Genomic DNA, 14,277 nt, shown 5'->3' with positions numbered 1-14,277 from the left:
TTTCTAAAAAGGTGCAGAGCAATATTAACCAAATCATGGTCGAAGAGGAAGCAATAGAACAGGATGAAAAAGTATTTTGCCAGCAAGCGGATACTGCTCCTCTGATGATTTGGATGACTGGATGCAATGCACTTTACTATTATTTAAATGCAAATTGGCTGGATTTTACTGGAACATATCTAACAATAGGCGCGTCTATAGCTGCGCGAGGAGAGGAGATAGGCAATATCTGGGCTGGCAGCGTCCATCCAGAAGATAGACAGCGATGTGAAGATATATACTTAAGAGCATTTACGGCGCATGATTCCTTCCAGAGGCAATATCGGCTGCGTCGGGCTGATGGCGAATATCGTTGGATTTTAGATACAGCCGCGCCACGGTTTGCAGCAGATGGTAGCTTTGTCGGTTACATCGGTTATTGTGTGGATATAACAGAAGTGCGATCGCCCCTGAGAGAAAGCTGCTTTGCATCTACAAATTATTCTTGTTGTCTGCATGAAATTACAGAACAAAAACAGGCGGCATTAGCAAAAGCACTAGAACAACTACAAGCTGAAACTGCAAAACGCCAAGCAGTTGAAGCACAGTTACGCCAAAAAACATCAGAATTTGCAGCGATTTTGCAAGTGCTTCCTGATTTATACTTTCGTCTTGATGCTGATGGAAGTATTCTGGATTACAAACCAGGGAAGATGAATCATTCGTATATCCCAATAGGAGATTGTCAGGGCAAGAGTTTGCGAGAATGCCTACCGATTGCTGTAGGCGATCGCTTTCAGCAAGCAATAACTCAAGTACTTGAAACTCAATATGAAGTCAGTTTTGAATATACCTTAGCGCTACCATCCGGGAAAAATAATTTTGAAGCTAGGTTATTACCATTACCAGACCAGCAAATCATCGCTCTTGTCCGCCACACCAGCGACAAAGTACAAACAGCATTCATAGAAAGCGATGCCAAGTTTCGCAGCATTGTCGAAAACGCCAATAACATTATTTTTGCGTTGACACTTGAAGGGATATTTTCTTACGTTTCTCCTAACTGGACTGAAATTTTTGGACATGAAGTTGCAGAGGTTGAAGGCAAATCCTTTATTCTCTTTGTACATCCTGACGATGTGCATATCTGTACCGATTATTTTCAAAGAATTTTGACAACAAGTGAGAAACAAGACGCAATAGAATATCGGGTAAAACACAAAAATGGTAGTTGGCGATGGCATACAAGCAACTCATCTGTTATTAAAGACGCCAATGGTAATGTTTTAAACTTCGTTGGTATTTGCTATGACACCACTGACCGAAAACTTGCAGAAGTTGCTTTAGCAGAACGAGCGCGTTTAGCACATTTTCGTGCCGATGTTGACGCGGCCCTTACCCAGAGTGACAGCTTACAGAACATGATGCGCCGTTGTACGGACGCTTTAGTTGAACATCTTGATGCAGCCTTTGCCCGCATCTGGACGCTGAACAAAAAAGACAACGTATTAGAGTTGCAAGTTAGTTCTGGGATGTATACCCACATTAATGGCCCCCATAAATCTGTGCCAGTTGGTCAATTCAAAATTGGTTTAATTGCCGAAGAGGGCAAACCCCACCTCACTAACTCTGTGCAGACAGATCCCCGCGTGGGTAACAAAGAGTGGGCAAAGCAAGAAGGTATGGTTGGCTTCGCTGGCTATCCTCTAATTGTTGAAGATGAAACTGTAGGCGTGATAGCCATGTTTACTCGTCAAACGGTGACAGAATCAACTTTTACAGCACTGGAATTTGCCGCCCAAGAAATTGCCATTGGCATCAAGCGCAAACAAGCAGAAGTTGCACTCAGAGAAAGCGCCCAACGAGAAGCCCTACTCAATCGTCTTTCTAACCAGATTCGAGCTTCCTTGGATCTCAATTACATTGTGGAAACCGCAGTGGAGGAAATTCGCAACTTATTTCAGATCGATCGCTGCGCCTTTTTTTGGTATCGGCAAGACACTGATTTACCTTACTGGGAGAGAGTATATGAGGCGAAAAGTTCCTCTTTCCCCTGTTTGCTTGAAAAAGCAACTAATGCAGAAATCGAACTAATCGCAGCCAAAACCTTGAACAGAGAAATCATCCGCATTAATGATGTTGAGACTGTGGGCGATGGCACTGCACAGCAGTTTTTGCAAGATTTTGGTTTCACTGCCTTTATGTCCCTCCCCGTACACACCCAATCTGGTGAAATTGGCACATTTAGCTGTAGTTCTTGTAGTGGCTTTCGGCCTTGGTTGGATAGCGAAGTAGAATTATTGCAAGCAGTTACAGTTCAACTAGCGATCGCCATTGACCAAGCTAAACTTTACACCCAAAGTCGTATCGCTGCCCAAACAGCCCAAGACAAAGCCCAGCAACTAGAAGCAGCGCTGCTAGAACTACAACAAACCCAAGCGCAACTAATTCAAACTGAAAAAATGTCCAGTTTGGGACAATTGGTTGCAGGTATTGCCCACGAAATCAATAATCCCGTCAATTTTATTTACGGCAATATTAGCTACGCCCGTGAATATACCAAGGATTTGCTGCACTTGGTAGACCTTTATCAACAAAACGATTGCCCATCAACACCAGAGATTCAGCAACAAATCTACGCCATTGATTTAGACTTTCTTAAGCAAGATTTGCCCAAAATCCTGGATTCTATGAAGATGGGAGCCGAACGCATTCGGCAGATTGTCCTATCTTTACGCAATTTCTCTCGCCTCGATGAAGACGGCACAAAGCCAGTGGATATTCATGAAGGTATTGATAACACCTTGCTGCTGTTGCAAAATCGCCTGAAACCCAAATCAGGACATCCCGAAATCCAGGTAATCCGAGACTATGGCAACCTACCACCAGTACTGTGTCACGCTGGACACATGAATCAGGTGTTTATGAATCTGTTGACAAATGCCATCGATGCTTTAGAAGAGTCATACCCTGCGGGAAGGCGAAGCGCCTATGTCATTAGTCCCTTGTCATTAGTAAACAATACTGAACAAAGGACAAGTACTTCTCTACCAGAGGCTGCGCGAACGCTCAGTACAAATGACCAAGGACAAATGACTTTTCCCCAAATTCGTATTCGCACCCTGATCCAAGCAGGCCATCTAATCATTGGCATTGCCGACAATGGCGCAGGCATGACAGAGGAAGTACGCAAACGCGTATTTGACCCCTTCTTTACTACGAAACCCGTCGGTAAAGGCACGGGCATGGGGTTATCAATTAGCTACCAAATTGTTGTAAAAAAACATGGCGGGCAAATCCAGTGTATTTCAGCACCAGGAGAAGGTACTGAGTTTGCGATCGTGATTCCATTCAAGCAGCAACTCGATTCGTAAACATTACGTAAATTTAATTAAAATTTAATTAAATGTTAACCTATTAGTTGTTAACTAGGATTAATTCACTTTTTGCTGCAACATTTGAACCCCCCAACAACCTGAAATTTACAGGAATTGGGGGATTATTTCTTCTAATACAAGGAAGTAGGACTAGAAATATTGCAGTTAAATCGTTTAAAAAACGTTGTAATGGTAGTATTATTTTTGCGTAGGTGTAGTCCCAATACAATTTGGTTCAGCATATTTCTTGGTTGAGGCAGTTCGGAAAGAGAAGTAGGGGGAGAGAAAAATTATGATACAACCCCAAAGTCAAAATAGTATCACCTACACACGCGTTATCCACCTAAGTCATGTAATTGACATAGATATTCCCCAATGGCCTGGCGACCCTCCAGTAGAATTTGAAACTGTAGCTGAACTGAATAATGATGGCTATTACCTGCGACGTTTCTCCTTGGGGGAACATAGCGCTACTCATATCAACGCCCCTAACAGTTTTCATAGTTATGCTGTGGGAATTGACCAATACCCCGCCCAGTCTTTGGTTGTACCTGCGGTGGTCATAGATAAACGCCTTGCCACAGCAGTTAATCCTGATTATGCCCTGACTATTGCTGATGTTCTAGCTTGGGAAGAAGAATACGGTGAAATTTATCCTGGTTGCGTAGTTATACTGAATACTGGTTGGCAAAAAAAGTGGTTTGATAAAAGTGCATTCCTAAATCATGATTCTCAAGGAATTGCCCACTTTCCAGGGTTTGGCAGCGATGCGACTCAATTGTTACTGGATGAACGGCAAATAGTAGGGGTAGGAATTGATACTCATGGTGTAGACCCCGGACAGGATAACAGTTTTGCTATTAACCACTTGGTGTTGGAGAAACCGCGCATTGTATTAGAGAATCTCACCAATTTGGATCAACTACCACCGAAAGGTACTACTCTAGCGATCGGCATTCTCAGGTTGCGTGGTGGTTCTGGTTCTCCTGTCGGGGTGTTAGCATTCGTGCCTTAATTTTTATCCCAATTTCCTAAACTTGAGGATAACCTAGAAAGCAAGCAAACTTAGTATACAAATTCCAGTGGATCATCAGCCGGAGATTTTCAAGATGACAACTCCCCTATCTTGCCGCAATTATATAGACGGTCAATGGTTGAGTGCTGTAGGGGAAGCAACTTTAGAAAGTCGCAACCCTGCTGACAAAACCGAAGTGGTTGCCACATTTGTGCGATCGCAAGCCAAGGATGTAGATACAGCAGTAGCCGCCGCCCGTAAAGCTTACCACAGTTGGCGCAAAGTCCCAGCCCCAGCTAGGGCAGAATACATCTTTCGCGTTGGGGAAATATTACTCCAGCATAAAGAAGAACTTGCCCAGTTAATTAGTCGGGAAATGGGTAAACCCTTGACAGAAGCTAGGGGAGATGTCCAAGAAGGTATTGACTGCGCCTTTTACACTGCTGGCGAAGGGCGGCGACTATTTGGGCAAACCACACCGTCAGAAATGTCCAATAAATTCGCCATGACTGTGCGGATGCCCATAGGAGTTTGTGCCTTAATTACTCCCTGGAATTTCCCTGTGGCAATTCCTTGCTGGAAAGCTATGCCAGCTTTGGTGTGTGGCAATACAGTCATCCTCAAACCTGCCGAAGATACCCCCGCTTGTGCAACTAAATTGATTGAAATTTTCCAACAAGCAGGTTTACCACCAGGAGTAATTAACTTGGTGCATGGTGTGGGAGAGGAGGCGGGGAAAGCTTTAGTTGAGCATCCCAATGTAGATTTGGTATCGTTTACTGGTTCTTCAGAAACGGGTGCTTTTGTTGGCGCTACTTGCGGACGCACTCACAAGCGCGTCTGTTTGGAAATGGGTGGTAAAAATGCCCAAGTGGTAATGGAAGATGCCGATTTAGAACTTGCCTTGGATGGTGCAGTATGGGGAGCATTTGGCACAACCGGTCAACGGTGTACGGCTACCAGTCGCCTGATTTTGCATCGTGATATCAAAGAAAAATTTACCACCATGCTCTATGAGCGTACCAGTAAGTTACGCTTGGGTGCTGGCACCGAACCTAATACAGATATTGGGCCGATTGTCAATGAAAAGCAACTCCAACAGGTGAGCAAATATTTGGATATCGCTCGTGAAGAAGGAGCAAAGGTTTTAATTGGTGGAAAAATTGCCAGTGAAGGTTCATTGAAAAACGGTTACTTCTTTCAACCAACTATTTTGGATGATGTCACTCCTGATATGCGCGTCGCTCGTGAAGAGATATTTGGGCCAGTGGTGGCATTGATTGAAGTTAGTTCTTTTGAGGAAGCGATCGCAATTCTCAACGATAGCAATTACGGTCTTTCTTCTTCAGTTTACACCCGCGATATCAACCGGGCTTTTACTGCCATGCGCGACATCGAAGCAGGTATCACCTATATTAACGGCCCTACTATCGGCGCAGAGGTACACTTGCCCTTTGGCGGTGTGAAACAAACCGGTAACGGACACCGCGAAGCTGGAACTACTGCAATGGATGTTTTCACAGAATGGAAAAGTGTTTATGTTGACTTCTCTGGAAGTTTGCAACGCGCTCAGATAGATAACCGCAGAGAATCTAAATAACACACATTGAAATGCAAAATTTGTAGTATCTCCTTGCCATTATGTAGATTTTATACTACAAATATTGATAATTATCATCAATACCAGAACCTAAACGAAATTTGGTACTTAATTACCTTTGAAGATTTGCCATCGCCACTCATTCATTATTTGCAATATTTTATACTAAGTATTGCTAATGTTTGGTGTAAAAAGGCTGTTTTTGCATGTTAATTGCGGCTTTATGCACCATCATTTTTGATTGGGAACAAAGTGCGATTTGTTACCTGGTTTGTGACTAAAAAATCTTGAATGCAGTTAACAAATTCTTTTAATTCTAAAATTAAGTGAGTAGTATCTCCAAGGTCTTGATGGTAAGCCAATTCTTCTAGTTTGTAAGCTGCTTGGTACATAGCTGTGGCTCCAATATTGCTACTAGCACCTTTAAGGTGATGAGCTTCTCGCGCAATTTGCCCGAAGTCATTATATGCGATCGCTGCTTGAATTATCTCTAAACGGGGTTTAATATCTTCAACGCATACTTGCAATAGACTTAACTCAAATTCTGGGTCATTTCCCGATATCTGATGTAAGTGTTCCCAATCAATTGCTAAACTAGTGGTAACTGTCTGCTCATATACAACTGCCTCTTGTTTTGAGAGGATTACACCTGTCCAATGCTCTAGAGTCGCAGCCAATTTTTCTTTAAACACTGGCTTACTCAAATAGTCATCCATTCCGGCATTGAGACACCTTTCTTGATCTTCTTTCATCGCATTAGCGGTCATCGCAATCACTACAGGACGACGACGCAGAGCAAAAGTATCTTCTTGCCAACGATGAATTTCTTTTGTAGTTTCTAAACCGTCGAGAATTGGCATTTGGCAATCCATTAGAATCAAATCGTAAGGAATTTTTTCTAATAGCTGCAAAACTTCCTTGCCATTAGCGACGACATCGGCTTTGTAGCCCAAACTCTCAAGTTGCTTCAAGGCTACTTTCTGATTTACCAAATTATCTTCAGCTAAGAGAATTCTTAACTTGGATTTAGTAGCGAGCTTAGGGGAAGAGGAGGTAAGAATACCTGAATCTGGACTCTGGATTTCTGTAGCCTTTAGCCAAGAGCCTTTAGTCCCTTGTTCTGATTCCGACTGATTTTCTAAAATATTCATAATGGCATCGAGGAGTCGTGATGGCTTAATGGGTTTGACCAAATAAGCAGCAAATCGGAATTTGAGCGCCTGCTGCACTTCATCCCGTTGATTAGTAGAGGTGAGCATAATCAAAGGTATTTCAGTAATTGCAGAATAGGCTTTAATTTGCTCTTCTATTGTCATATCATTTTTTATATCAATCAAGGCAACATCATAAGATTTCCTCTGCTCATAAGCTTTCTGAATAACTTTGAGGGCAGTAGCAATACTGTCAGCTTGATCTACCTGCATTCCCCAATGACTAGCTTGATGGGAGATAATTTTGTAACTAGTAGCGTTGTTATCCACCAATAACAAGCGGCGATTGTGCAAAAGTCCGCGTTCGCATTTTGGCAAAACAGGCTCAACAAGCTTTGTAAAAAGCACCTCAAACCAAAACTTAGATCCTTTCCCCATCTGACTTTCTACCCCAATTACTCCTCCCATTAAAGTCACTAGTTGTTTACAGATGGCTAATCCCAAACCGGTACCACCATACTTGCGAGTAGTCGAAGCATCCACTTGGGTAAATGGCATAAAGAGTTTGCGTTGATCTTCAGGGCTAATGCCAAGACCTGTATCTGTGATGGCAAAATGGATGGTGGCTGTATTAGAGGTAAGCGATCGCAATTCGGCTTGTACTAACACTTCGCCAGTGCTGGTGAACTTGATAGCGTTGCTGATTAAGTTCATGAGAATTTGCCGCAGCCTACCAGTATCTCCTTTGAGGTGGGTGGGGACGTTATGCTCAATCAGTGCGCCAATTTCTAATCCCTTGTTATGGGCTGAGGGAGCCAATAATTCCACCACTTCTTCCACACAAGTGGATAGGTCAAAATCTAGAGTTTCCAGAGCCATCTCTCCAGCCTCAAGTTTGGAAAGATCCAAAATTTCGTTGATTAAACTTAAAAGGGCGTCTCCACTACTACGAATTGTTTCAATAAAATCTCGCTGTTCTGGGTCTAAGGGAGTATCTAACACCAAACGGGTCATGCCCAATACAGCGTTCATTGGAGTACGAATTTCATGACTGATATTTGCCAAAAAGGAGCTTTTAGTCTGAGAAGCTAATTCGGCTTGGCGACGGGCAATTTCAAGTTCTTGTCGCTGACGAGTTTCTGCTGCTAATAGTTGGGCTTGGGCTAAGGCAATACCTACTTGGTCGGCTATTTGTCGCAAAAGATGAGTTTCAAAGCTAGACCAGTGGTGGGAATCGTCACACTGATGAACTATGAGCAAACCACGAAGTTCTTCTTTAACAAGAATGGGCACAACCAAATTGACTTTGACCCCAAAATGTTGAATTAATTCCAGATGCTTTTGTTCGACTTCTGGCAGATCGAAATTAGCTAGCCCTAAAATTTGTCCTTGACGGTACTGCTGTAGATAGTACTGCTGTAGATATTCGGCTCGAAAGTAGGGGGCGCTGATGTTTTGCTCTTTGATTGTTGGTAAGCCAGAAACTACTGCTTCAATAACGGTGGGTGCAGATTCATCAGGCAAAACTTGATAGATTAAAACTCGGTCAGTCTGGAGAATTCTTTGTACCTCCTGGACAGTGATTTGGAGAATTTCTTCAATTTGCAAAGACTGGCGAATCTTGAGGGTGATTTCGGTAAATAATTGCGATCGCAAGTTTTGCCGTTGTACTTCTTCTTCAGCCTGTTTACGCTGGATAAATTGCCCCACTTGCTCACCGATAGAATTCATCGTTTTGATCAAATCTTGGTCAGGCGGTTGAATCTGACGGTTGAAGCAGGTAATCACACCAAGGATTTTGTGACCACTGCGGATCGGAAAACCAAAAGCTGCATGTAGTTGTACTTCATCGCTGATTTTGAAGCGGAAGAAACTGAGTTCTTTAACGATATCAGCGATCCAAACAGGTTCAGAACTAGCCCAAACCCGGCCAGGTAGGCCAATTCCTGGTGCAAGGGTGGTTTGCCGATTCAGGGCTGCAAACTCTTGCACATCAAGAGATGGTTTATGCCACATATCGAGAAAACGCAGCACATTTGCTTGCTCATCTACCATCCAAATTTCACCCAAATCCCATGCCAAACTCTCGCAGATCCCTTGCAGGGTTTGGCGAGTCCCTTCGCTTATCGTGGCGGACTCTGCTAAAACGCGAGTTGCAACATATTGTGCAGTTAGATGCTGTTGTGCGCCTTTGCGATCGGTGATGTCAATACCAGTGCTAATGATGTATTCCACCGATCCTTCATAGTCTTTTAAGAAGGTATTCGACCAGGCAATCAGTCGGCGGCTGCCATCCTTCATTAGCCAATAGCTTTCGTTTTCTAGAAAGCCTCTACCAGTTAGCAATTGCTCAAAAACTACTTTGACTGACTCCACCTCTTCAGGAAGTAGGAACAAGTTCCAGAAATACCTACCCCTTACCTCATCGAAGGAGTAACCTGTTGTTTGCTCACAAGCTTGATTGAAGCGAACAATTTTACCTTGGGAGTCGGCAACTATTACTAAGGCGCTGGCTGTATCCAGGACTGCTGAGATAAAGTTGCGTTCTTGGTTTAAGGCTTCTTCTGTCCTTTTGCGCTCAATCACCTGACGATAGATGAAGTAGTAGACTAGAGCAAGAACGATAAAACTTAGGCAGATGGCGATCGCAAGTGTCAGAATTGTGTTGCGAGTAGTGGCTTTTTTTGCTTGTAACTGCTGTTGGAGTTGTCCCCTTTCCTGGTTTTCCATCTCATTGATCGCCTTGTGGATATCATCGGTGAGATTTTGCCCGTCGTTTCTCACTAGTACTTGCAATGCCGCCTCTAATCCCTTGTTTTGGCGCAAGTCAATAGTCTGTTTTAGTTCAGTAAATTTAGCCGTTATTAGAAATTCAAGCGTTGCAATTTGCTTTTGTTGATTCGGTTGATCTGCTGTCAAACTCTTCAGGTTGGCAATTTCTTGATCGACGTTAACAAGTGCTGCTTGATAAGGTTTGAGATAAATTTGTTTTCCAGTGAAGATGTAACTACTTTGTCCAGTCTCAGCATCCTTTATCTGGTAGTGTAGTTTTTCAAGACTGTTGATTTTTTTATACGTATTATTTAATATACTGCGATTATTGGTAGATACTCTTGTATTTTGATAAGAAACCGCGCCGATCAGAACTAAAATTGCCGATGCTAAACCAAAACCTGCTGCAATCTTTTGGAAAAATTGCTTGTGTACCGTCTGCGCCTGTTTGCTTTTTTTGGTTACAAGTACCAAACTTGCTAAATTTCGGCGTAATTCCAGTTGTTTGATGACTTGACGCCCTAAAGCTCGTAATGCCTCCAGTTGTTCTGGTGTAAGTTCTCGTGGTACATAGTCAATTACACATAGAGTTCCTAGCGAATATCCCTCAGGATTAGTCAGAGGTACACCAGCATAAAATCGAATATTTGGGTCAGATGTTACCAGTGGGTTGGTGGCGAACCTTTCGTCATCTGTTGCATCAGGCACAACAAAAACATCAGGCTGGAGAATAGCATGGGCACAGAATGCCAAATCTCGATGTGTTTCTAGGGCTTCGATTCCGACTTTTGACTTGAACCACTGACGATTTGTATCAACTAAGCTAATTAAAGCAATAGGAGTCTGACAAATATACGAGGCTAAACGGGTGAGGTCGTCAAAAGCGGCTTCAGATGGTGTGTCGAGAATATTATACTCCAAAAGAGTCTCGATTCTCTGTGCTTCGTTATCAGGTAATGGTGCTTTCATCTTGAGCCTTATCTACATGGGGGAGCAGAGGTGCAGGGGAGGCAGGGGACAGGGGAGGCAGGGGGGCAGGGGGCAGGGGGCAAGGGGGAGAATAAAAAATTAGCTCTTTCCCCTGTGCCCCGTGCCCATGCCCAATGCCCAATGCCCCATGCCCCATGCCCAATGCTTAATGCCCAATGCCCAGTTCAACAAACTTACTTCAATTAATGACAACACTTTAGTTAAAAGCGTTAGCGTAATTTCACTGAGTTCGACCTTATTAAAAATTTGTTAAATGATTAAGTCCCTACTGTATTTTTTGTGGGCTGGTTTATTGGAAATCGGTGGCGGCTACCTGATTTGGTTGTGGTTGCGCGAAGGTAAGCCGTTTTGGTGGGGCATATTGGGTGGAATTGCTTTAGCTTTCTATGGCATTAGGGACTTCCAAGTAAAAAAATATTCCATTGCTATTGTTCACTGTTGAGTGTTGACGGTTCACGAGTTTTCAGTCAACAGTCAACAGTCAACAGTCAACAGTCAACGACTTTAATGTGGAATAATTTATTTTTTGGAGTTTCCTTAAGGATATTAGTTTGTAACAATTAGGTAACTAAAAATTTAGAATTTTGTAGCGCTTGATTCAAAAAATAAACATGCAATCATTGCATGTTTACACCTTATTAAAATCTTGGCAACTACAATCGGGGTTATATTTTTGTTAACATTTCCAGAAAATTAAGGTTAAGTAACTTTCAACACAAAAATGTATAACTAAAAGTAATCAAATGTAGTTAAGTATACAAATAATTGGTGGTAAGGAAGAAAAAGAAGTGTTGAAGAAGGTTGTGATGATTGGGGCTATAACCCTACTGTTTTTAGGAGGGCCACTGATGGGCAATGCTTTCGCCCAAACACCACCTGCTGCTGATACTGGAGATACGGCATTTATGCTGATTTCAGCAGCACTGGTGTTGTTAATGACACCAGGATTGGCGTTTTTTTATGGTGGATTTGTGCGATCGCGCAATATCCTAAACACATTGATGATGAGCTTTGTGTTGATGGCGATCGTGGGAGTTACCTGGATTCTCTGGGGTTATAGTCTTTCTTTTGCGCCAGGGTTGCCGTTCATCGGTGGATTGCAGTGGTTCGGGTTGAACGGTGTTGGTTTAGAAACTCAAGGCTACTTGCCGCATCTGCCTTATGAAGACGCTCTCAAAGCAGCAGACCCCAAATATGCTGATGTCGTCTCATACGCCGGAACGATACCCCATCAGGCATTCATGATCTACCAAGCCATGTTTGCCATTATCACCCCAGCCTTAATTTCTGGGGCGATCGCAGAGCGGATGAGTTTCCGCGCCTATTCGCTGTTTGTGCTGCTGTGGTCAACCTTTGTTTACGCCCCCTTGGATCACATGGTCTGGGCGAAAGGTGGATTTTTAGGTTTGTATGGTGGATTGGGTGCCTTGGATTTTGCCGGTGGTACAGTAGTTCATATTAGTTCTGGCGTTTCAGCCCTAGTAGCTGCGATCGTTCTTGGGCCTCGGAAAACCTATCCAGATCGTCTTAGCCCGCCGCACAATGTCCCCTTCATTTTGCTGGGTGCTGGCTTGCTATGGTTTGGCTGGTTCGGCTTCAATGCTGGGAGTGCCCTATCTGTTGCTAGTGGAACTTCTGGGAACTTAACAACAAATTTAGCAACAACAGCCTTTGTTGCCACTAATACAGCTGCGGCGGCTGGTGCATTAATGTGGCTAATTTTGGAAGGGGTTTTACGGGGTAAACCAACCGCAGTAGGAGCAGCTACAGGAGCCGTTGCTGGCTTGGTGGGTATCACTCCCGCCGCCGGATTTGTCACACCGCTATCAGCGATTTTAATTGGTTTCATTACCGCCTTTGTTTGCTTCTATGCTGTGAGTTTCAAGCACAAGCTAGAAATTGACGATGCTTTAGATACCTATCCCGTGCATGGTGTTGGTGGGACAGTGGGGGCAATTTTAACAGCCATCTTTGCCACAACTCAAGTCAACGGCGGAGGTAAAGACGGAGTGTTACGTGGTAATTTTGGTGAATTGGGAGTTGAACTAGTAGCAATTGCCATTGCTTATGCGATCGCAGGTGTTGGTACGTGGGTTATTCTCAAGGTTATCGATGCTACAGTCGGGCTGCGAGTCAAAGAGGAAGCTGAATTGCAAGGTTTGGATATCAACGAACACGGCGAAGAAGGTTACAACTCCGAGTTTGGCGATCGTCCCACTTAGTAGGGAGTAGGGAGTGGGGAGTAGGGAGTGGGGAGTTTGGAGTTTGGAGTTTGGAGTTTGGAGTTAGGAGTTTGGAGTTTGGAGTTAGGAGTTTGGAGTTTGGAGTTATTATTCTCCCCCATTCCCCACTCCCCACTCCCCATTCCCCATTTCCCAATTTAAGATTGTGTAATTTGCGATCGCTAGCGTTAAAATTTGATTCAAATAATTGGTAAATTTCGCTAGTCGTGTCTACATCTGTAAAAACCTTTCCTATCTGGGCATTTTTCTCGCTGTTAACCAACGGCATCCTAATGTTGGCGGTCATCCTGCTGATTTGGCAACAGCAGAGATTGTCCGCTTTTTTTGGGATAGTAACATCCCCAGAGCCAATCAGCCGTAACTTCTCACCCGAAATTGCTACACCTGATTTAGGTCGTCATCACCAACTCTCTTACCAGCAGTGGGTAGACATCCTCATGCAAGAAGCCAAGGTAGCCGCAGACCAACGTCCGCCGCATTTAACGATCCTGGTGGGAGATTCTTTGAGTTTGTGGTTTCCGCCTGAGTTATTACCCGAAGGGAAAAATTGGCTCAATCAAGGAATTTCTGGCGAAACCAGTAATGGACTTTTGAAAAGATTGGAGATATTTGACCGCACCCAGCCAGAGGTGATTTTTGTGATGATTGGCATTAATGACCTAATTCGGGGGGTGAGCGACAGGGTAATTTTAGATAATCAGCGTCAAATTATCAATTACCTACGAAAGAATCATCCCACAGCGCAAATTGTTGTCCAATCGATTTTGCCACATGGCGCAGAAGAAGCAACCTGGAAAGGACGAGATAAACTTCTGACTGTTGCAAATAGTCGCATTCGCGAGTTGAATCAGCAACTGCAAAGCCTATCTACCAAAAAAGGTGTGAAATATCTCGATTTATATCCCCTGTTCACCAACAAGCAAGGAAATCTCCGCCGCGAATTCACTACTGATGGCTTGCATTTAAGTCCTGAAGGCTATATAGTTTGGCGTTCTGCATTGCAGATATATAGTGAAATCGAATTAAAACCCCAGCGTTAATATCCTTCACGGGAAAAAGAATAAAGGACAAAAAGAAGTAATATCTTTGAATACAACTTTGTATAAATCGCGTCTGGGCGCGAGAAAATAAGAAATAGTGGTTTAAATAG

7 protein-coding genes and 1 pseudogene are annotated in these 14,277 nt (G+C 43.5%); 7 read left to right on the top strand and 1 reads right to left on the bottom strand.

Annotation, left to right across the window (positions count from 1 at the left end; all coding sequences use genetic code 11):
- Positions 1–35 precede the first annotated feature (35 nt).
- The 3 genes from D1367_RS01600 (at position 36) to D1367_RS01590 (ending at position 5,971) form a co-directional block, all read left to right on the top strand.
- Positions 36–3,353 (top strand): PAS domain-containing protein, encoded by a 3,318-nt coding sequence (locus D1367_RS01600; protein ID WP_118171024.1) that lies wholly within the window; start codon positions 36–38, stop codon positions 3,351–3,353.
- A 295-nt stretch (positions 3,354–3,648) separates the two neighbouring features.
- Positions 3,649–4,371, top strand: a complete 723-nt coding sequence (locus D1367_RS01595) for a cyclase family protein (RefSeq protein ID WP_118162091.1) — start codon at positions 3,649–3,651, stop codon at positions 4,369–4,371.
- A 94-nt stretch (positions 4,372–4,465) separates the two neighbouring features.
- Complete coding sequence (locus tag D1367_RS01590; protein ID WP_118162089.1) at positions 4,466–5,971, top strand: aldehyde dehydrogenase family protein; 1,506 nt, start codon at positions 4,466–4,468, stop codon at positions 5,969–5,971.
- Between the two features lie 221 nt (positions 5,972–6,192).
- Here the strand turns inward: D1367_RS01590 and D1367_RS01580 are convergent, their stop codons facing one another.
- Entirely contained in the window at positions 6,193–10,863 is a 4,671-nt protein-coding gene (locus D1367_RS01580; protein WP_118162084.1) for a GAF domain-containing protein, read from the bottom strand.
- A 274-nt stretch (positions 10,864–11,137) separates the two neighbouring features.
- Here D1367_RS01580 and D1367_RS01575 point away from each other — a divergent pair.
- The 4 genes and pseudogenes from D1367_RS01575 to D1367_RS01565 all read left to right on the top strand — a co-directional run.
- Positions 11,138–11,278: pseudogene (locus D1367_RS01575) on the top strand (YnfA family protein); the annotation flags it as partial.
- A 44-nt stretch (positions 11,279–11,322) separates the two neighbouring features.
- Positions 11,323–11,448 carry a hypothetical protein gene (locus tag D1367_RS32585; RefSeq protein ID WP_267255576.1) on the top strand — a complete coding sequence of 42 codons (126 nt, stop codon included), beginning with the start codon at positions 11,323–11,325 and terminating at the stop codon, positions 11,446–11,448.
- 242 nt (positions 11,449–11,690) lie between these two features.
- Complete coding sequence (locus D1367_RS01570; RefSeq protein ID WP_410477593.1) at positions 11,691–13,106, top strand: ammonium transporter; 1,416 nt, start codon at positions 11,691–11,693, stop codon at positions 13,104–13,106.
- A 227-nt stretch (positions 13,107–13,333) separates the two neighbouring features.
- Entirely contained in the window at positions 13,334–14,167 is an 834-nt protein-coding gene (locus D1367_RS01565) for an SGNH/GDSL hydrolase family protein (RefSeq protein WP_118162079.1), read from the top strand.
- Positions 14,168–14,277: the final 110 nt, after the last annotated feature.

The organism is Nostoc sphaeroides (assembly GCF_003443655.1).
GTDB classification, from domain to species: domain Bacteria; phylum Cyanobacteriota; class Cyanobacteriia; order Cyanobacteriales; family Nostocaceae; genus Nostoc; species Nostoc sphaeroides.
The sequence above is the reverse complement of the archived record's forward strand: the minus strand, read 5'-3'. Positions and strand labels throughout refer to the sequence as shown.